18 protein-coding genes are annotated in these 20,543 nt (G+C 51.2%); 16 read left to right on the top strand and 2 right to left on the bottom strand.

Annotation, left to right across the window (positions count from 1 at the left end; all coding sequences use genetic code 11):
* Nucleotides 1–191: 191 nt before the first annotated feature.
* Entirely contained in the window at nucleotides 192–3,077 is a 2,886-nt protein-coding gene (locus tag HMPREF0860_RS08570; RefSeq protein ID WP_021329869.1) for an efflux RND transporter permease subunit, read from the bottom strand.
* A gap of 285 nt (nucleotides 3,078–3,362) precedes the next feature.
* On the opposite strand from HMPREF0860_RS08570, the gene HMPREF0860_RS08565 reads away from it, so the two are divergent.
* From HMPREF0860_RS08565 to HMPREF0860_RS08495, 16 genes are all read left to right on the top strand, one after another.
* Nucleotides 3,363–3,779, top strand: a complete 417-nt coding sequence (locus HMPREF0860_RS08565) for an ArsR/SmtB family transcription factor (protein WP_021329891.1) — start codon at nucleotides 3,363–3,365, stop codon at nucleotides 3,777–3,779.
* A gap of 9 nt (nucleotides 3,780–3,788) precedes the next feature.
* On the top strand, nucleotides 3,789–5,387 hold the full coding sequence (gene malQ, locus HMPREF0860_RS08560; RefSeq protein WP_021329872.1) for a 4-alpha-glucanotransferase: 1,599 nt from the start codon (nucleotides 3,789–3,791) through the stop codon (nucleotides 5,385–5,387).
* Between the two features lie 162 nt (nucleotides 5,388–5,549).
* Nucleotides 5,550–6,323 carry a ComF family protein gene (locus HMPREF0860_RS08555; RefSeq protein ID WP_021329887.1) on the top strand — a complete coding sequence of 258 codons (774 nt, stop codon included), beginning with the start codon at nucleotides 5,550–5,552 and terminating at the stop codon, nucleotides 6,321–6,323.
* Nucleotides 6,324–6,382: 59 nt separating this feature from the next.
* On the top strand, nucleotides 6,383–6,862 hold the full coding sequence (locus HMPREF0860_RS08550) for a chemotaxis protein CheW (protein WP_021329879.1): 480 nt from the start codon (nucleotides 6,383–6,385) through the stop codon (nucleotides 6,860–6,862).
* Between the two features lie 9 nt (nucleotides 6,863–6,871).
* A complete protein-coding gene (locus HMPREF0860_RS08545) occupies nucleotides 6,872–7,936 on the top strand; it encodes a DegT/DnrJ/EryC1/StrS family aminotransferase (RefSeq protein ID WP_021329873.1) in 1,065 nt (354 codons plus the stop codon).
* A gap of 11 nt (nucleotides 7,937–7,947) precedes the next feature.
* A complete protein-coding gene (locus HMPREF0860_RS08540) occupies nucleotides 7,948–8,805 on the top strand; it encodes an NAD(+)/NADH kinase (RefSeq protein ID WP_021329876.1) in 858 nt (285 codons plus the stop codon).
* A complete protein-coding gene (gene recN / locus HMPREF0860_RS08535; RefSeq protein WP_021329860.1) occupies nucleotides 8,783–10,549 on the top strand; it encodes a DNA repair protein RecN in 1,767 nt (588 codons plus the stop codon). The genes HMPREF0860_RS08540 and recN overlap by 23 nt, the downstream gene beginning before the upstream one ends.
* A 61-nt stretch (nucleotides 10,550–10,610) precedes the next feature.
* Nucleotides 10,611–11,414 carry a hypothetical protein gene (locus tag HMPREF0860_RS08530; RefSeq protein ID WP_021329858.1) on the top strand — a complete coding sequence of 268 codons (804 nt, stop codon included), beginning with the start codon at nucleotides 10,611–10,613 and terminating at the stop codon, nucleotides 11,412–11,414.
* A complete protein-coding gene (locus HMPREF0860_RS08525; RefSeq protein WP_021329875.1) occupies nucleotides 11,414–12,637 on the top strand; it encodes an HD domain-containing protein in 1,224 nt (407 codons plus the stop codon). The genes HMPREF0860_RS08530 and HMPREF0860_RS08525 overlap by 1 nt, the downstream gene beginning before the upstream one ends.
* A 99-nt stretch (nucleotides 12,638–12,736) precedes the next feature.
* Nucleotides 12,737–13,237, top strand: coding sequence for a pantetheine-phosphate adenylyltransferase (coaD, locus tag HMPREF0860_RS08520; protein WP_021329870.1), 501 nt, complete (start codon nucleotides 12,737–12,739; stop codon nucleotides 13,235–13,237).
* 130 nt (nucleotides 13,238–13,367) lie between these two features.
* Nucleotides 13,368–13,556, top strand: coding sequence for a 50S ribosomal protein L32 (gene rpmF, locus HMPREF0860_RS13610; RefSeq protein WP_021329883.1), 189 nt, complete (start codon nucleotides 13,368–13,370; stop codon nucleotides 13,554–13,556).
* A gap of 16 nt (nucleotides 13,557–13,572) precedes the next feature.
* Nucleotides 13,573–13,815: an acyl carrier protein gene (gene acpP / locus HMPREF0860_RS08515; protein ID WP_016520105.1), complete on the top strand. Its 243-nt coding sequence runs from the start codon at nucleotides 13,573–13,575 to the stop codon at nucleotides 13,813–13,815.
* Nucleotides 13,816–13,894: 79 nt separating this feature from the next.
* A complete protein-coding gene (gene rnc, locus HMPREF0860_RS08510; protein ID WP_021329884.1) occupies nucleotides 13,895–14,629 on the top strand; it encodes a ribonuclease III in 735 nt (244 codons plus the stop codon).
* Between the two features lie 60 nt (nucleotides 14,630–14,689).
* The gene (locus HMPREF0860_RS14145) at nucleotides 14,690–15,610 is read left to right on the top strand and encodes a CHASE2 domain-containing protein (protein ID WP_021329865.1); all 921 of its coding nucleotides are present in this window, start codon (nucleotides 14,690–14,692) and stop codon (nucleotides 15,608–15,610) included.
* Nucleotides 15,514–17,529, top strand: coding sequence for an adenylate/guanylate cyclase domain-containing protein (locus HMPREF0860_RS13330; RefSeq protein WP_231364310.1), 2,016 nt, complete (start codon nucleotides 15,514–15,516; stop codon nucleotides 17,527–17,529). Before HMPREF0860_RS14145 ends, HMPREF0860_RS13330 begins: the two co-directional genes overlap by 97 nt.
* Nucleotides 17,530–17,623: 94 nt before the next feature.
* Nucleotides 17,624–18,979, top strand: a complete 1,356-nt coding sequence (locus HMPREF0860_RS08495) for an MATE family efflux transporter (RefSeq protein ID WP_038080696.1) — start codon at nucleotides 17,624–17,626, stop codon at nucleotides 18,977–18,979.
* Nucleotides 18,980–19,138: 159 nt separating this feature from the next.
* Here the strand turns inward: HMPREF0860_RS08495 and HMPREF0860_RS08490 are convergent, their stop codons facing one another.
* The gene (locus tag HMPREF0860_RS08490; RefSeq protein WP_038082373.1) at nucleotides 19,139–20,407 is read right to left on the bottom strand and encodes a PTS ascorbate transporter subunit IIC; all 1,269 of its coding nucleotides are present in this window, start codon (nucleotides 20,405–20,407) and stop codon (nucleotides 19,139–19,141) included.
* Nucleotides 20,408–20,543 lie beyond the last annotated feature (136 nt).

Here is a 20,543-nt window from a genome sequence, read left to right as displayed (position 1 = left end):
TCGTGCGCGTACGCGCACACGTTTAATAATCGAGTTTGCGAAAATATACTGTATCGTATTCATTCGATTTCCATCAAAACGATGCGTGTACCTATCTTCCGCAAACATCCGCGCAAACTCGAGATCCGAAGCGGCGGCGATATTTCAGACGGCGCTTCGGATCGTCCTCCTGATAAAAACTTTCTTATTTCCTATTCCGTGTCGTTTTCGCCGATATCGCGTTCGACCTCCTTTTTCGCTCGTATGAATTTCGGATCGTAGGCGACGAGGAATCCCGGAATGATCGTCATCGCGAGCGCCGAACTTGTGAACATGACGATCGCGACGAGGATGCCGATAAAGCGGAGTACGACGAATTGCGAAAAATAGAGCACGAGAAAACCGAGTCCGACGGCGAGCGCGTTCGTGATGATACCGATGCCGCTTTTTCTGAACGTCCGCTTTGCCGCGTCTTTTCCGTCGCGCGTGAGCGAACGTTCGGCGCGGTACGTTTCGAGAAAGTGAATCGTATAGTCGATGCCGACACCTATCGCGACCGACGCGAGAATGCTCGTCACGAGGTCGAGCTTGATTCCGGAAAATCCCATGACCATGTAGTTGAGCAAAATGGTAAACGCGAGCGGTACGGTGCCGAGCAGTCCCGCCCAGCCGGAGCGGAACGAAACGGCGATGACGATGAACACGCAGATGAGCGAAAAGAGCAGCGATTTGAGCTGGCTCGAAATGACCATATCGGTCATCGTCGCTTCCATTTCTCCCGGCCCGGTGAATTCGACCGTATAGCCTTCGGGAAAATGCTTTTGCGCATAGTCGCTCGCCGTATCGATAAAGTGCGTGATGTCATCCGTACTGTGAGAACGGAATTGCACTTGCGTGCGCAAAACCGACGGCTGGAGCTGGTTATTTGCAAAGCGGTCGAGCGAACCCGAAAAGAGGAGCAGATACTGCGACACGAGGTCGGAAAGCGCTTCGCGGTTTGCCGCGGGATATTTTTTTACGTCGTCGGGGATTTCGTAATAATCGATTCCGTTGTAATTGAATTTCTTTTCGAGGGCGGACACGATTTTTTCGACGGTCGCGTGCTGCCCGCCGGCTTCTACATACGCTGCAGAAAGCATATCGAGCATATCCCGTACCGACATCTTTTCGGAAAGTTTTCGCGCATATTCTATATTCGGATCGATAAAATCGACCGGCGCTTCCGTTTCGGGTGCGGAAGAAGAACCGAAATCTCCTCCGAAATCGCTTGCGGCAAAGTCATTTCCGAAATCGTTCGAACCGAAATCGCTTGAACCGAAGTCGCTGCCGAAATCTCCGCTTCCGAAGCCGTCATCGGCGATCAGGGATGCGCTTTCGTCGGAAACGTTTTCCGCCGCCGGAACGTGCATGACTTGATTCATGCGTTTTATAAACGTCGTAAACGAAACGATTTTTCCGACGCTGTCGAAGTTGTCGAGCAGATAGGTTTGCATATCGTCGAGCGGTTTTAATATTTCCGGTTTTGTCATGCTTCCCGCAACGTACATGCGCTTTCCGTCTTCGTCGAGCACGTCGTTTCCGTTTTCGTCTTTTTGTACCGGCCCTTTGACGATCATGTATACGGTATTCGTGCCGGCAAAACGCTCGTCGACGTAGTAGACGTCCTGCCGCAGTTTCGACATGTACGGAAAATAGCTGATGAGCGCGGTATCGATGTGCAGGCGCGAAAGACCGACCGCGGAAAACAGCACGATGAGCGTACAGAACAGATATATGCGCGGTTTAGAGCCGCAAAAAAAGCTGTAGATACCGTACAGCGTTTCGCTTGAGCGGTGCGATCCCGTCCGCTTCGCTTCGATTTTCGCTTTGACTTTTGCTTCCGCTTGTGTAAAGCGCTTCGAGCGGTAGCCGACCTTTTCCGGATTTTTTATCATGAGCAGCGCGGGGATAAACGTCGTTGCAAGGATCAATGAAAAGGCGATGCCGAGTGCGGTGAATATCGCAAAGCTGTGGAGCGGCCCGATGGGGCTTGTAACGAGCGAAATAAAGCCGATTGCCGTCGTGAGTGCCGCAAGGAACACCGCAACGAACACGTCTTTGAGGCTTTCGATGATGAGCGCTTTGTGTATCTCTTTTGTGAGCGTACCTCCTTTTTCGAGCGCATCGTCGAGAGCTACGTAGTAGTGCGTGAGCACGTGGATACCGTATGCCGACCCGCACGCGATGAGCGCGACGGGGATAATGCTCGTGACGATCGTAAACGTAAAGCCCAATGCCGCCATCGTGCCGCACGTCCATATCGTCGCCATGAGTACGGCGATGAGCGGGAGCAGCGTTCCGTCGAGCGTTTTAAAGCTTAAAAACAGCGTGATCAATACGACGACGACTACGAGGGGAATGAGATTTTTCAAATCGCTCAGCATGAATTTTCTCGAGCTTTCGGTGAGGACGGGATCTCCGTAATAGATGACGTTGAGATTCGTGTGTTCCGTCGCTTTGCCTGCGATATCGCGGATCGCATTGAGCGTCCGCTGTCTCACGGCTTCATCCGATTCGTGTACTTCATTCGGATCGGGGTGATTGTTCGATTTTAAGATGATCTGCATTTGAGCCGCTCTCCCGTCGTCGGAGAGGATGACGCGGCGGTACATATCGTCCCAATCGTTTACGTTTCGCTTTACCGTTTCCGCCTGCTCGTCGGTGAGCGGCGGCAAAAGCCCGTTTTTGCGTTCGACGCCGATAAGGTTTCCCGCAATGAGCGCATCGTCCTTTCCGTAGATAAAGTCGATGTTCGTGAGCGAGTCGACGCTTTCCACGTTTTCAAGCGCTTCGATTTCGGTCGTAATGCGGTCGATAATTGCGATGTTTTCCGGCGTGACGATGGAATCTCCGTCCGTTTCGAGCGAAACGCCGATGACGACGGTACTGCCGAACATATCTTCCGTGTCGATGAGACGCGTGTAGGATGCGTGCTTGTGCGGAAAAAATTGTCTGACCGAATTGTCGAGCTTTATGTTTTTGAGCTGAATGCCGAGTATGCCCGTGACGGCAAGGCAGGCGATGATGATGATTCGCGGGTGCTTAAAAAATCGCTGCATGGAGCCTCCTTGTGTTTATCTGTGAGTTCTTTCGTTTAAGTTCTTAAACACATAAACAAATACTAATAAAGCCGCTTTGAAAAGTCAATAGGGTGCGGCAAAAAAAAGACGGATTAAAACGGGGCGTTGAAAAAACGATTCGATTTTTGAGACTGATCTTTTTTTGTTGACAAAGCGTGCCGATAGATATATACTGTATCATATACTTAAACGAATAAACGTTTAAACTGATAATTGATAAATCGATTGAAATGCGTTTTTTGCAATCGAATAAAGCCGGTCGCTATGGTTAAAAATTTTCGTACTGAAGTTCAGCGGATTTGGAAAAAATTTCTCGTGTGTAAGCCGTATTTTACCGCGCTCGGAGATGAAATGAGGCAGCGCATCGTTCTCATCCTCGCGGAAGCGGGGCTCGACGGTATGGATGTGGCGGCGATCACCGCAAAGACGCATCTTTCCCGTCCGGCAATCTCTCATCACTTGAAGATACTTAAAGACACGGGTATCATCACGAGCCATAAAAAGGGAACGAGCGTCTATTATTTTATCTATATACAAAATACGCTCGACAAGCTGGAAGATCTGCTCACATCCATCGAAAGGCTCGTTTCCGGCATCGACATGAAATCGATAAAGGAAAAGGCTCCGTGGATGATCGCCCGCGACGATTATCTGCTTGCGGATGAAGTACAAAAAAAGTAAAATCAAGGCATGACATTTACACGAAAAAGCGGCATCCTGCTGCATCCGACATCCCTTTCGGGAAGTCCCGGTATCGGAACGCTCGGAAAGAGCGCATATCGTTTTGCGGATTGGCTGCATCGTTCGAACCAAAAGCTGTGGCAGATACTGCCGCTCGGACCGACCGGTTACGGCGATTCTCCGTACGCATCGTTTTCAACTTTTGCGGGAAATCCGCTCCTCGTCGATTTTGAATTGCTTGTCGAAAGAGGCTGGGCGTGTACGGACGATACGGTTCCGCCCGATTATATACGCTCCGACGGGCCGGTCGATTTCGGCTCGGTTGTTTGGTGGAAGCTCCCTGCGCTTTCGAAATGCGCTCTTTATTTTTTGTCGCACGCAAACGACGCCGACCGAAATACTTTCGCATCTTTTAAAAACGACAACGAAGCGTGGCTCGACACTTACGCCGTCTTTATGAGCGTAAAAAACTTTTTCGAGGAAAAAGCGAAAATGCAGGGTGGAAATTCGGACGGAGCGAATGCGATGTGGAACAACTCGTGGCCGAAAGAGCTTGCATCCTGCGAGCCGCAAGCGGTCGAGCAGTGGAAAGATGAACACGCGGAAAAAATCGAAATTATTAAAGCGATACAGTTTTTCTTTGCAGTGCAGTGGGGCGACTTGAAGCGCTATGCCAATTCCCTCGGCATCGACATCATCGGCGATATTCCGATCTTTGTCGCCCCCGATTCGGCGGACGTGTGGGCGAATCAAAAACTGTTTCAACTCGATGAAAACGGCATTCCGACGCGGGTAGCGGGAGTGCCGCCCGATTATTTTTCGGCGACGGGGCAGCTGTGGGGAAACCCGCTTTACGATTGGGATGCGATGAAAAAGGACGGATACGCGTGGTGGATTTCGCGCATCCGCCGCATGCTCTCTCTCGTCGACTGCATCCGCATCGATCACTTCCGCGGCTTCGAATCTTATTGGTCGGTTCCGTACGGAGAGGAGACCGCCGTAAAGGGTATGTGGGTGAAATGCCCCGGCGCGGATTTTTTTGCCGCCGTCAAAGCATCTCTCGGCGATATCCCTATCATTGCGGAAGACTTGGGCGTCATTACCGACGAAGTGCGCGCGCTCCGCGATGCGTGCGGTTTTCCCGGCATGAAAGTGCTCGAGTTCGCTTTCGATCCCGAAGAAGCCGGACGCGGAGGCATGACGAACGCTTTTTTGCCGCACGAATACGAAAGTACGCGCTGCGTCGTCTATACCGGTACGCACGACAACGATACGCTGCAGGGCTGGCTCCTCCGAGAAGGCGGCGATGTCGTGCGCTGTGTTGCCGAATATGTGTGCGGTAAGCCGCTTTCGGATAAAGACGCTCGGACAATGGTCACAAGCGGCGAATTGTGCGGAAAACTCGTAAGGGAAGCGTTCGCGTCGATCGCTTCGTACGCCGTCATCCCGCTGCAGGATATTCTTGCTCTTGACAACGGCGCGCGTATGAATACGCCGTCGACGACGGGCGGAAATTGGATGTGGCGTATGGATGAGAATGCGCTCTCCGACAAAGCGGCCGCCTCTCTTGCGTTTTTAAGCAAGTTCTACGGAAGAAACGGGGAATAACGTACGCCCGCCTGGAGTGACTCGGCGACCGGAGCGAAGCGAGGACGCAGAGCGTGAGCGAATCACGGAAGGCGGGATAGCAAACCGGTTTCGTCCGAATAGTTTCGTCCGAATAATTAAAAAAAACGCGTAAAAATGCAAAGTGTGCGCGATATATAAGGCGTGAAACGCTTCGTTTTTGCATTGAAAGAAAGGGCAGTGTACGCCATGCGCTTAGCCCTGTCCTTTGTTGCCGGCGGAAACGCTTGTGCGGTCTGCGGAGGGCAGGCGGGAGTGATTCCTCTGTGCGGCGAGTGCGAAAAGCGGTGTTTTGCGAAGCCTCCTTGCGGAGGGGGAGAGCGGTGTTCGGTGTGCGGTAAAACGCTCATATCCGAGCGCGGCGTATGTATGCGCTGCAGGCGGGAGCGTCTTTTGGTACATACGGATGCCGTTTTCCCCCTCTATTCGTATCGTTTGTGGAACAGCGTGCTTTTGTTCCGCTGGAAAATACAAGGAGAACGCGCCCTCTCGCCGTTTTTTGCCGCACGCGCAGCTTCAGCCCTTAAAACTCTGCCGGGTGCGTTTGTCGTCGTTCCGGTACCGCCGCGTCCGGGAAAGATCCGCAAAAAAGGCTGGGATCAGATCGAAGAACTTTGCCGTTTTCTCGAATACAGCTACGGGTATGAAGTATGCCGGATTCTCGAACGCCGTACGACAGGCGAACAAAAGCGGCTCGGACGGGAAGCGAGACTCGAATCGATCGGAAAAATATATGCGTTGAAATCCGAAAAAGCGTTCAAAAGGGAACTCAAGCGTTTCGGCGGCAAGGTGCCGAAAAACATGTGCATCATCGATGATCTTTTTACTACGGGTGTAACGCTCGAAAGCTGCGCCGCCGTTTTAAAATCCGCCGGAGCCGAAAAAGTGTCCGCCGTAACTCTATTTATCGCGGATTGAATGTTGCAAAATGTGCAAATATAGTATATGATGACGAGAACAGTTTTCAAGGAGCGCATATGGCCGGAGAAGATTCCCAATTTCAACTCGTGACGTTTCAGCTCGGTGATGAAATATACGGTGTCGATATCATGGATGTAAAGGAAATCGTAAAAATACAGGATGTGCGTCCCATCCCGAATGCACCGTATTACGTCGAAGGAATTATCAATCTGCGCGGAGAAATCATTCCGATCATCGATCTGCACAAACGCTTTCGGCTGAAATCGCCGCGTGACGAAGATATCGATGCCGATATCGAAGGCGGTTTTATTATCCTCAGTATCGAAAACAATAAAATCGGCATCATCATCGACCGTGTCGCGCGCGTCGTTCCGGTGACGGCCGAAGATATAAAAGAACCTCCGCAAATGTTCAGCGGTATCGGCTCCGAATATATTCAAGGCGTTATCCGCTCCGACAACGGCACCTACCTCATCATGCTCGACATACACAAACTGTTCAATCCGAAAGAACTGCAAAAGATTGTCGATTTTTAACGGACGGCGATGATTCGAACATACAGCACAACGATCAGACGGAAAGAGATGGACGCCGTGCTTACCTGCATGGTCGACGAAAAGATCGGACCGGGCGAGATGAACGCGCGTTTTATCCAATCGGTCAAAGAATTTTTCAAATGCGACGGTGCCGTTGCCGTGAGAAGTCCGTCCATCGCGCTGAAATACGCGATGAAAGCGCTCGGCGCCGAACGGGGTACGACCGTCATGATTTCCGCTCTTGCCCCTTCGTGGCAGATACTCGCCCTCGAAGATTTCGGCTATACGCCGCTCGTGCTCGACGTCGATGAAGCGACCGCTCTCGTAACGGCGGATATCGTTTCCGAGGGGATCAAAAAAGGCGGACGCATTCTCCTCCTGCACGAAACGAACGGCATTATGCCCGATATGGACGCGATCGTTTCTCTCGGTATTCCCGTCATAGAAGATATTTCACAGAGCGCGGGTGCAACGATTCCCGCGCCGGAGGGGACGGAGCGTACGCCTGCCGAAGCCGCGCGCGCGAGGGCGGGCTTATACGGCGTGTTTGCCATTTTGAGCCTCGAAGAGCGCGATGTCGTCACCGCAGGCGGGGGAGCTGTCGTCATGGCGGGAAGCAGGCGGGATTGGATTCCGCTTAAAAAATACACCGACGAAGCGCCTCTTACGGATTTGCTCCCCGATTTAAATGCCGCCCTTGCGTGGGTCGAACTCCGCGAATTCAATAAAAACGAAGAAAAACGCAAAGAAATCTTTACGCTTTTTCAGCGTGCCTGTATGTCGGGCAGGCATAAAATGCTCGTGCGCGATTTCGACGGCGCGTCGACGATGTGTACGTTTCCGCTCGTCCTTTCGAGCGCGTACAAAGACGTTAAGCAGTACACCGACCGCAAAGGCATTGAAATCGCCCGCGCTTTCGAATATTCGGTTATTGCGCTCCGCGATGAAGCGCTTTCTCCGTCGTGCATCCGCGCGAAATCGCTCAGCCTGCGCTGCGTTTTGTTTCCGCTCTATCCGCGGCTCACGCATGCCGAAACGGCGCAGATCGTCAAAGTGCTCGGCACGCTGCCGTGAGCGGGAGCCGTATGGAAAAGTGCCGTATCGTCGTCAACACGTCAAAACCCGAATCGCAGGCGCTCGGAAATGAAATCAAGCGCTTTTTGGCGGAAAAGAACATAGCATCGTCGCTCTACCGCTTTGACGGTTTCAGCGATGCCAATCCGTTTTCCGACTCGGATTTTGCGGTAACGCTCGGCGGCGACGGCACGGTGCTCTTTGCCGCCCGCGGCTGCGCATCTCTCGGCATTCCCGTATTCCCCGTCAATTTGGGTGAATTCGGTTTTATCGCGAGCATCGAAAAAAACGAATGGAAAGAAAAGCTCGAGCTTTTTTTAGCGGGAGATATGTTCGTCGGCGAGCGGAGTATGCTCGAAGTTTCGTTTTCGCGCGGTTTGCGCGGGGATTTTTCCGCCGTCGCCTTAAACGATGTCGTCGTCAGCGCGGATACGGCTGCAAAAACCGTTTCACTTGAAGTATCCTACGACGGCGTGCCGCTCGGCGTTTTTAAAACGGACGGCATCATCGTCAGTACGGCCACCGGTTCGACCGCGTATTCGGCGTCTGCAGGCGGGCCGATCGTCGATCCTGAACTCGATGCGATTATTCTTACTCCGATAAACGCCTTTTCGCTTTCATCGCGTCCCATCGTGCTCGATCCGCGCGAAGAAGTGTGCATAAAGCTCCTTTCGGTGCGGAAAGAGGCGGCGCTTATCACCGTAGACGGGCAGACGCCTTTTGCGCTGAAAGCTGAAAGCGTCATCACCGTACGGAAAGCCGCGCACAAAGTAAAGCTTGCGGGCTGCACGACGGAAAAGTTTTGCAGCGCGCTTCGTTCAAAATTGAATTGGTCGGGAGGGCCGCATGCTCGAAGACCTGACGATTAAAGATTTTGCGCTCATCGATTCGGTTTCGATAGAATTTCCGCGCGGCTTTACCGTGCTTTCGGGAGAAACGGGCGCAGGTAAATCGATCCTCATCGGCGCCCTGTCGTTTTTGCTCGGCGGAAAGGCGGACGCTCAGATGATCCGAAGCCCCTCTCACGAAGCGTCGGTGACGGGAACCTTTTTGCTCGGCGGAACAGACGGAGACGGCCGCGCCAAAAACGATGTGCCGAAAACGGACGCAACTTCCGACGGTGAAGAAGCTGTTACTGCCGAAGCGTGGCTTTTGGAACACGGTATCGAAAGCGATGACAGTCGCGTGCTTGTGCGCCGCACGCTCCGCGATTCGGGAAAGTCGTCCGCGTGGATTCAAAGTACGCCCGTTACGAGAGCCGACTTGGCCTCTTTTTCGGCACTTCTCGTCGACATCCACGGTCAGCACGAACACCAGTCTCTTATGAAAGTTCCCCGCCACCGCGTTTTTCTCGACGCGAGGGCGGGCATCACCGAAGACGTGCGGCGCTTTACCGCGTTGTACGCCGAACTCGTCGAAAAGCGGAAACTCCTCGACGAACTCAACGCGTCGAGCGAAGAGCGTTCTCGGAAAATCGAAATGTATTCGTTCGCAGTACACGAAATAAACGAAGCAAAACTCAAAGCCGATGAAGACGCCCTGCTTTCTGAAGAGGAGGGGAGGCTTTCGTCTTACGAAAAGCTCGCTTCCGACATCGACGCGATTACGAACATGCTTTCCGACAACGAAACTTCAGCCGTGTCGATTTTAAAGCAAGTGCGGCGCGACGCATCTCATGCGCTCGAAATGGATAAAACGCTTTCCGATTTGGATTCGCGCGTGGAATCGGCGTTTTACGAAGTGTCCGATATTGCCGAAGAATTTTCCGCGTATAAAGGCAAGCTCGTCTACGATCCCGCACGCCTCGCCGAAGTACAGGACCGTCTTTCTCTTATCTACAATTTAAAGAAAAAATACGCATCGTCCCCGTCCGCTCCTCTTTCCGAAGTTTTGCAGTATGCGGCGGAAGCCGAAGAAAATCTCGAACGGCTCGGCGCGGGAAAAGCCGATAAAGCATCTCTGGAAAAAGAGGCGGCGGAAACCGAGCGGCGCGTCTATACGGCCGCAAAAGCGCTTTCCGAAAAACGAAAGGCTGCGGGCGAGGCGATGTCGAAGGAAGTCGAATCGGTGCTTGCAAAACTCGGCATGAAAGGTACTCGCTTTTCGGTGCGCGTCGAAGAAAAGCCCGGAAGCGGCGCGGTGCAAAAATGCGGCCCCTACGGCATGGACAACGTCGAATTTTTGATAAGCGCGAACCCCGGCTCTCCGCTTTTACCGCTCGCTCAAATCGCGTCGGGAGGAGAGCTTTCCCGCGTCATGCTCGCCCTTAAAACGATCTTCGCCGAAACCGATCCCGTCGAAACTCTCGTCTTCGATGAAATCGACACGGGCATCGGAGGGGAAGTCGCGGTGTCGGTCGGCAGTCATCTCAAAAATCTTGCAAAAAACCGACAGATATTGTGCATAACGCATCTTGCAAGTATTGCCGTTTATGCCGATAATCAGATAAAGATTGAAAAAGGCGTGGCGGACGGAAAGACGTCGTCGCGCTGTACAAGCGTTCGGGGTGATGAGCGCATAAAAGAGATCGCGCGTATGCTTTCCGGAGAAAATTCGAGCGAATCGCTCGAACACGCGCGGTCGATGCTCGAACGATTCGGCAGCGTTCGGTAAAAATCTTCGGACGGGTGCGCACTGATGTTCGTTCGCTTCAAGCTTTTATTCGGAGGACAGTATGGCAAAGATATCGGAGACGACGCGAGGGCAGCTTGCCGAAGCGATACAACCCTATCAAAAACAGATCGACGATCTGCTTGCAAAAGAAAAAACGTTCATCGACCTCATGAAAAGCGACCACGCGGGCGAAGCGTATAAAAAGCTGCAGCTTGCCGAAGACATGGTTTTCGTTTCGAGCCTCTACATGGCGGAAAACAGTTTGTCGCTGAAAATACTCGAAATAAAAAATAACGACGCGCTCAACGAATCGCGCAAAACGCTTTACCGTGCAATCATCTATCTCGAAGATATCGTAACGAATTTTATCGATGTGCCGTATTCCGAACTTTCGTCAAAATGGGAAAACATCGCGAATACGCCGCTTGCAAAGCGCTATCTGCTTATTCGAAAGCTCGGTCTTGCCATACGGCTTTTAAAAGATGCGTTCGGCGAAAACAGCAAATGGAAGTGGTCGTTCGTCGAACTCGAAGGACGATTTGCCGCCGTTGCAAAAAATCTCATCGACATGAAAAAGGGCGCGCGCGATTATTTTGAACCGAGCTCTGTCGATTACGAAACGACGGTGCTGTACATACGCAAACTGCAAAAACTGCTCGACGCTTCGGCAAACGGCTATCGCGATAAATATGAGCTTTCGACGAGGCGCATCGACGATATGCGCAATGCGATCAAATTTCTGCTTGCGCGCCACAAACTCTGTCTTGCGATCGGCGATAAGACAAACGCCGAAGATATCAAAAAAAAGGCCGTCATCTGGAAAGATAAAATGGACGCCGATCAAAAGGCGGGTTCAAGTTCCTAATGATCAATAAAGCGCTCGCCCTCAAAATTTTCGAAGGATTTTCCATTCAGCGCTGGAACGATTTGATCCGGCCTTTCGATTTAATCGAAATGGACAAAGCCGGCGAAAAGATGATCATCGCTTACGTCATCGGAAAATTCGAAGAGCACAAAGGCGTTTCGATCGATTGGGAATGGATGGCCTATGCCTCTCTGTTCGACCTGCTTCGAAAGATTTCCCTGTGCGATATAAAAGCGCCGGTGCAGCGTTTGTTAAAAAAAGAATACACCGCCGAATACTTAAGGCTCGACGAATGGGTGCTTTCGCAGTACCGACCGCTCATAAACGACGACGAACTCTTTTCCCGCTTTACGATCTATGTCGGACAAAAAGCGGAAACGCTTTCGATTCCCGCATCTCTTACGGCATCCTACCGCGTGCTTCAGGCGGCGCACAAGTATTCGACGATGCGCGAACTGCAAATGCTTTCCGTCGTCAACGAGAGGGAGCGCCTCGTAAAGATCGAAACGGAACTCGAAGCGCAGATTCAACCCTACCTCGATTTGGAAGGGCTACAGATGATGCTCACGCATCAAAAGACCTACGATTTTTTATTGAAGACGGAACAGCTGCGCTTTCAAACGCGCTGGAATCAAACGCCGCGAGTGCCGAAAACGAACGTGCTCGGTCACAGCTATTTTGTCGCGGTCATGACGCTGCTTCTCGCGCGAAGCAGCGGAATCGAAATGTGCCGAAGAAGGATTATTAATAATTTTTTCAGTGCGCTCTTTCACGATTTGCCCGAAGCAGTTACTCGCGATATCATATCGCCTGTAAAACAGGCGACCGATGCGCTTCCCGACATCGTAAAGCGCATCGAAGACGAAATCGCAGGGAGGGAGCTTGTTCCGCTCATGGAAGATTTTTTTGCCGACGAACTGCGTTATTATACGAACGACGAATTCGTAAACCGTATACGGCGGGACGGAAAAAGCGAAGCGGTTTCGTGGGAAGATTTGAACGGTCGTTTTAACAGCGACGCCTTTGAGCCCGTCGACGGCCGTCTCGTGCGCCTTTCCGATCACCTTGCAGCCCTTCTCGAAGCCGACAGTTCGATCAAGCACGGCATTACCTCCGAACACTTGGTGCACGGCAGAAAGAGCCTTCTCGGTCACTATGCGCCGGGCGAAACGATAAACGGCATCGATGCGGGAAAATTATTTTCGGATTTGGCTTCGGATTGACGAAAACTCGTGTGATATAAAGCATATATAAAAACGTTCTACTTCGTTACTTATATTTTTTCACTTGTACAATTTCCGCATCCGCGTTACTATGATCGTATGACAACAGCAGTATTTCCCGGGTCGTTCGATCCGCCGACGAACGGGCATTTAAGCATTATCAAAAGAGCGAGCAAACTCTTCGATACGATCGATGTCGTCATCGCGGTAAACGCGAACAAGCAGTACCTCTTTACGAAAGAGGAACGTTACCGCATGATGGAGGAAATTATCAAACCGTATGAGAACGTAACGCTCCACCTGTGCAGCGAGCTTGTCGCGCAGTATGCGAAAAAAACGGGCGCAAACGTATTGCTGCGCGGTATTCGCAATACGAACGATTTCGCATACGAATTCGATCTGTCGCTGATGAATCACATGCTGAACCCCGACATCGAAACGCTTTTTATACCGACGGAGCAGCGTTACGTCATCGTTAAATCGAGTTCGATAAAAGAGCTCGCGCAGTATCACGGCGATATTTCGTCGATGGTGCCGCCGATCGTCGAAGCGGCTCTGAAAGAAAAATTCCCGGAAGCAGGAAGGGGGCATTGCTCTTGAGATTGCTGCAAAAAGCTTGGCATAAAAGCGTTGACTAAAAACGGAAAAATGCTATAATAGATTGACATTCGGCTGGAAACTGTTGTACTATTGACCGCAGTTATTCAGAAAAAAGCGAGGTTTAAGTATAATGGCAGTACCCAGATCAAAAACTTCAAAAGCCGTGACGAAAAGACGGCAGGGTGTGAATATGCATCTTGAGGCACCGCAGCTTGTTCCGTGTAACAACTGCGGAAACCTTGTGCAGCCGCACCGTGTGTGTCCGAAATGCGGGTTTTACCGCGGACGTCAGGTAATTATGCCGGAATCAAACGGCTGATGCAGGGAGCATGAACATGGACGAATTATTCAACAAAATCCAGAAACTCATTGCCGAGAAACTGGAAATCGATGAAAGCAAAATCACCCTCGATTCTTCTTTCAGAGGAGATCTCGGTGCGGACAGCCTCGATACTTACGAGCTCGTCTACGCGATCGAAGAAGAATTGGGTGTAAGCATTCCCGACGACAAAGCGAACGAATTCGAAACCGTCCGCGATGCGTACGAATTCATCAAAGCCGAACAGGCGAAAAAATAACGCAGTCGTTTGGATGTCGTATGATAAAACACAAGCCTTGAACGCTTGTGTTTTTTTTATGATGTAGGGTTGCAGAATTATGTGCAAACGGCAAAGCTTTTCATCCGAACGTAAAAAACAACTCGTTGCATTTTGCAAGCCGCTCGGCTTACGCTTTCGCGAGCTTGCGTTCCTCGAACTTGCATTCCGCCACCGTTCGTATTCGAACGAAAGCGACGACAAACGTCCCGTCAACAACGAACGTCTCGAGTTTTTAGGCGATTCGGTGCTGGGGCTCGCGGCGGCTTCATACCTGTACAAAACCTTCGAAGACAATCCCGAAGGGGACTTGGCGCGGATCAAAGCCGTCGTCGTGTCGGAAAAAACGCTTGCGCCGATCGCGCTCCGCTTCGGTATCGATAAAATGCTCGTTTTGGGACACGGCGAGGAGCTCAGCGGCGGCAGGAACAAACCCGCGATTCTTGCCGACTGTATGGAATCGATTATCGGTGCGTACTTTCTCGACTCGGGCTATGCGGCTGCCGAAAAATACGTGCTTTCATTTCTCGTCCCCGAAATTGAAAAAGTGCACGACGACCGCGGCTCGAAAGATTATAAAACGCTGCTCCAGGAATTGTATCAAAAAAAGACGAAAGCCTGTCCGCACTACGAAACGGTGAGTGTCACAGGCCCCGATCACGACCGCACGTTTTCCGTTACGGTGCACCTCGGAAATGTCGCATACGGTCCCGAAAGCGGAAAGAGTAAAAAAGAAGCGGAACAAAAGGCTGCAAAAAAAGCGTATATGCTTCTGACAGGGTTGTCGAAAAAGTAACCGACTTTTGAGGCAGACCCTCTGACAGATGCGTAAATTTGTGCTATACTGAAAGGCAATATGGCACAGCAAAAGAAAACAAAAAAAAGATCGTCTTTTTTTACATCACTCGGTTTTATCGTCCTCGTCGTGACGGCAGCCGTTTTTTCGGCTCTCGGCGTTTTCGGTTTTTTTCAAAAACTCGATTACCGTATGTACGATTTTTTGCTCAGCCTCCGAAGAGAGCCGAAGCAATCGGAAAAGATTTTATTCGTTAACATCGACGACGAGTCGATTCAAGCGCTCGGCGAATGGCCGTGGAGCCGCGACATCATCGCCGATTGTCTTTTGCGTATACGCGAACTCGGTGCGGAAAGCGTCGTTTTCGATGTCGAATACCTTTCGCCGTCTCCGCGGGGGGTGGCGCCGAACGCCGAAGAAAATATGAACGCGGCGATTTCGGCAGGCCGAAGCGACATCACCGGCGTCATCAACGAACTTTCCGAATCGGTGAGCCGCGGCTTCATTTCCCGCGCGGAGCTGCCGGCAGTGACGAAAGATATGATCGCCGATTACATCGATCCGGCTCTTTCGAATATGCGGGCCGATATCGCATCGAAAATGTACCGCGACAACGACGATTATTTTGCAAGGGCGATTCAATTTTTCGGCAACACGTGGCTTACGGTAAATACGCGCGACGTTGCGATTACGCTTTCCGACGAAGACAAAGCGTATGCGCAAAAACGCATTTTGCTTTCGAACGTTACCGATGCAGGCGGTTTTATTCCGCGCGACATCAATATACGTCCGACGAACAGTACAACGGACAAAAGACGGGATTCTCTCCCGCGCTTCATACGCTCATCGCGCACGCGGCGGGAGCGGGTTTTACGAACGTCGTCATCGACAGCGACGGCACGCGGCGGCGAATCGAACTACTCTACGATTACGACGGAAAATACGCGGCTCAGCTTTCTTTTGCCCCGCTTTTGCATATAGTCGACGCAGAACGCATCGAGCGCACGCGGAACTCGCTCATCGTGTTCAACGCGCTTTTTCCCGGAGAATCGGAGCGGACGACCGTAAAAATCCCGCTCGACAGCCGCGGGCGCATGCTCATCAACTGGCTGCACAGGGAGCAGGGAAAATCGTTTAAAAACGAATCGGTCGTCTTTTTAAAAGATCTCGATTTTATCGAAGAGGCGCTTATTACTACGCTCGGCAATATACGGGGCAACGAACTGCTCGCCCCGGACGGAAGCGCGCTCAGTTATATAGGAGCTGCGGAAAAATTATTAAAACAATATAAAGCGCTTAACGAAAAAAAGCAGGTACTGCTTGCTCGCTGCGCGGGTTTTAACGAAGACGGCGAACTCATCGACGGTATAAGCGCAAACGAATACGAATCCTACTTTGCCGCGCGGGAAGCCTTTTACGACGATATCGGTTTGTTTATCGACTCGGGCTATATGAGCTCGATCGAAGCGCGCATTGCAGAACTTTTAAAAGCGGGACTGCAGCAAGAGCAAGCCGACGGTTTTATCGACGTTATGAAAGAGCAATTCGGTATCTTCGCCGACAATTATAAAACCTACCGGCAGTACGTAAACGATATGAAAGACGTATACCGCGCGTCGTACTGTATCATAGGAAACACCGCGTCGAGCACAACCGATCTCGGAACGAATCCGTTTACACGAAGCTATCCGAACGTCGGCACACACGCGAACGTTATGAACACGATTTTGCAGCGCGATTTTATCACGCCGTTTCCGTGGTATTACGGCATGATCGCAGCCTTTTTGTTAATCTTTTTTGTCATGTTTATCACGTACGGCAGATCCGATATGATGCAGAATGTCGTAACCGGCATCGCAGTCTTTCTTATCGTGAGCGTCTTCGTCTTTCTTATGATCGTTCCGGGTTATTATATTCCGCCCGTCGCTTCCTGTCTTTTTATGCTTTTCATATATGTCGCGGGAATCATTTTGCGCTTTACGCTCAGCGATCGCGAAAAAAGATTTTTGCGCCGTGCGTTTTCGACCTACCTTTCAAAAGACGTCGTCAACGCGATCGTCGAAGATCCCGAAAAGCTTTCGCTCGGCGGAGAAGATAAACACATAACGGCGCTCTTTTCCGATATCAAAGGGTTTTCGTCGTTCAGCGAACTCGTCACGCCGACGCAGCTCGTATCGATTTTAAACGAGTACCTCGGTTTGCTCAGCGATACGATTTTGCGCTACAACGGCACGATCGATAAATACATCGGAGACGCGATCGTTTCTTTTTTCGGCGCTCCGATCGATTTGCCCGACCACGCATACCGCGCCTGCGCGGCGGCCGTGCGCATGAAGCAGGCGGAAAAATTGTACAACGAAAAGCATCTTGCTCACAGAGACATCCCGCGCGAGCTCGAAACGCGGATCGGCATCAATACGGGCAATATGGTCGTCGGAAACATGGGTACGAGCATGAAGATGAATTACACGATCATGGGCAACGACGTAAACCTCGCGAGCCGCCTTGAAGGCGTCAATAAAATCTACAAGTCGTGGATTCTCGTTTCGGAAACGACGTGGAAAGAAGCCGATTCGGGCGAACACAAAGGCGAGCTCGTCTCCCGCAGGCTCGATAAAGTGCGCGTCGTCGGGATCAATAAGCCCGTGCAGCTGTACAATATACTCGGCTTTAGAAGCGAAATGCCGCCGGATGAACTTGCATCCCTCGACGAATTTCACGAAGCGCTCGACAAATACCTCGCACGGGATTTTAAAAAGGCGGGAAAAATGTTTATGAATGCGAATAAACTGAATCCTGCCGACGGAGCGTCTCTCGTGTTTGCCGAACGCTGCAAAGATTACCTCAAGCAGGGCATCCCCGACGATTGGGACGGAGTGATGAATATGACGACAAAATAACGGAAAGAATTGCAGCGCGTGCGGCCGTGTGTTTACTTATACCGATATTCTACTCGCATTGTGCATTTTCCGAAAGCGGATTATACTGATTTTTATGAACATCGACCGGAACCGCTACTATGAAAAAATGACTGCAACGCCCGCGTCACGTCTTGTGCTTTCGCTCGGTTTTCCGACGACGGTCAGTATGCTCGTCACAAATATCTACAACGTGGCCGACACGTTTTTCGTAGGCCTCGTCGGTACGAGCGCGTCCGCCGCGGTCGGCGTCGTTTTCGGTTTGCAGGCTATCTTTCAGGCGGTCGGTTTTATGCACGGACACGGCGCGGGCAGCAATATCGCGCGGCACCTCGGAAAAAAGGAAGTTGACGAAGCGTCCGTCTATGCCTCTACGAGTTTTTTTCTGGCACTGGCGGCGGGACTGCTTTTTATCGCCCTCGGTTTTTTGTGCATCGATCCGCTGTGCCGCCTTTTCGGAAGTACCGATACGATTTTGCCCTATGCGCGCGAATACGCATTTTGGATTTTCCTTGCGGCTCCCGCGATGACGGTCGGCTGCGTGACGAACAATATTTTACGCTATGAGGGCAGGGCGGCTCTTGCGATGGTCGGACTTGTCAGCGGCGGGCTTATCAATATCTTTCTCGACTGGCTTATGGTGTGCGTATTTCACAGAGGCGTTTCGGGTGCGGGTTTTGCGACGATGATAAGTCAATATATCGCCGTCGTTATTTTGATATCCATGTTTTTGATCGGAAAGACGCAGAGCCGCCTTTCGATAAAAGCGTTTTCGAAAACTTCGCGCGAAATCTGTTTCGACATTTGGCGTGTCGGCTCTCCAAGCTTGACGCGGCAGGGACTGCACAGCATTTCCGCAATGGTACTCAACAACTGCGCGGCCGTGTGGGGAGATGCGGCGGTCGCCGCTATGGCGATTGTCGGAAAACTTTCCAATTTTTTATTTTGTGTAGCCGTCGGCATCGGGCAGGGATTTCAGCCCGTATCCGCGTTCAACTACGGAGCCGGAAAATACAGCCGCGTGCGCACTGCTTTTTTTACCGCCGCCGTTATGGGAACTGTTTTTTTATCCGCATTCGCTCTTGCAGCTTTTATATTCGCACCCGAGCTTGTCCGCGCTATGCGGAACGATGAAGAAGTCGTTTCGATCGGCGCCTTTGCGCTCCGTGCCGCATGCGCTTCTCTTCCTTTCGTGCCTCTGTCGATCATCGGTGAAATGCTTTTTCAGTCGACGGGCTTTGCGGGAAAAGCACTCCTTATATCTTCGCTTCGAAGCGGTGTCCTCTTCGTTCCGATCGTTATCGTATGCTCAGTGACGATGGAATTGTTCGGTCTTGAAATATCGCAGAGTACGGCAAACGTGCTTGCGTGTTTTTTATCGCTTCCGGTTATCGTACGGTTTTTAAAACGACTTCCCGAAGATGAGGAGTGAAGAGAGCGCAAGCGAACCGAAATATATCGTTGCAGGCGAATGAGATCAAGATGTAAAAATGCGGCAGGCGTTGTTACCGTGCGCCGATAAAAGCAAGCGGGGCTGTTTCAGAAATCGCTTACTTTTTCGACAGCCCCAATGTTCGTATGATACCGATAATCAGTGGAAAATATTGATAATTCCGCCTAAGACGATACCGACCAGACAGAAGTCCGCGTCGCTGAACGTCGTACTGACGAAGCCGAGATTTCCGAGCCGCGGCATGAGTATGATCGGCAGGAATGTAATCAACAGGCCGTTTATAAACGAACCGAAAAAGCAGCCCCTGCGTCCGCCGGTCGCGTTGCCGAAAACGCCGGCCGAAGCGCCGCAGAAAAAGTGGGGAACGACGCCGGGAATGATGATCGGCAGTTTAAACACGATGCACAGCAGCATTCCCAAGACACCGCCCAAAAAGCTCGACAAAAATCCGATGAGAACCGCGTTCGGTGCATAGGGGAATACGACGGGGCAGTCCAAAGCAGGCTTTGCATTCGGTACGAGTTTTTGCGAAATACCGGTAAATGCCGGAACGATTTCTCCGAGGATTAAGCGGACGCCCGACAAAACGATATATACGCCGCCTGCAAAAGTGATGGATTGCAAAATCGAAAATACGATAAAGTTTTGTCCGCCGCTTTCATTGGTCTGTACGTATTCGGGGCCTGCGACGATGGCCGAGATGATAAAGATAAGTCCCATCGTTACGGAAATCGCAACGGGCGTATCGCGGAAAAATCCGAGCCATTTGGGAAATTGAATTTCTTCGGTCGATTTCGAACCTTTACCGACGAGTTTGCCGATGTATGCAGACGTCATATAGCCGAAGATACCGAAGTGTCCGAATGCGATATCGTTCGTTCCGGTGATTTTCCGCATAACGGGCTGCGCCCACGCGGGGAAAACGGCCATGACAAAACCCAAAATCAACGAGCCGACTAAGATAAGCAGCCAGCCGCTTAATCCGCCGACGGAAAGGATGACGGCGATCAGGATGGCCATGTAAATGGTAAGATGTCCCGTTAAGAATATGTATTTCAACGGCGTAAAGCGGGCGATGAGAATATTTACCACCATGCCGAAAAACATGATGAGCGCCATTTCGGAACCCATCGACTTTTGCGCGATGGACACGATGGCTTCATTGTTCGGAACGATTCCTTGTATATGGAAGCCGTACTGAAACATACCCGAAAAATGGCCTAAGGCGCCGACGATCACCGATGCACCGGCTCCAAGTACCAAAAATCCCAAAATACTTTTGATAAAGCCTTTTACGCATTCCGACGCATCTTTTTTTTGGATCAATAAGCCGATTAAAGCTACCAATCCGACGAGCACGGCGGGAACGCTCAATACGTCATTCCTCAAAAAACGAAAAAATCCCATCTTTTCCTCCATAAAAACTTTTGCAGGAAATATCAATTTCCGAAAAAGTTTTTAGCCGTGCGCGCACGCGCACACGTTCAATAGTCGAGTTTGCAAAATAAAGTATATCGTATTCATTCGATTTTTATCGAAACGG

Source organism: Treponema socranskii subsp. socranskii VPI DR56BR1116 = ATCC 35536, from assembly GCF_000468115.1.
Lineage (GTDB): Bacteria > Spirochaetota > Spirochaetia > Treponematales > Treponemataceae > Treponema_D > Treponema_D socranskii.
This window is presented reverse-complemented; position numbering and strand designations above follow the sequence as displayed.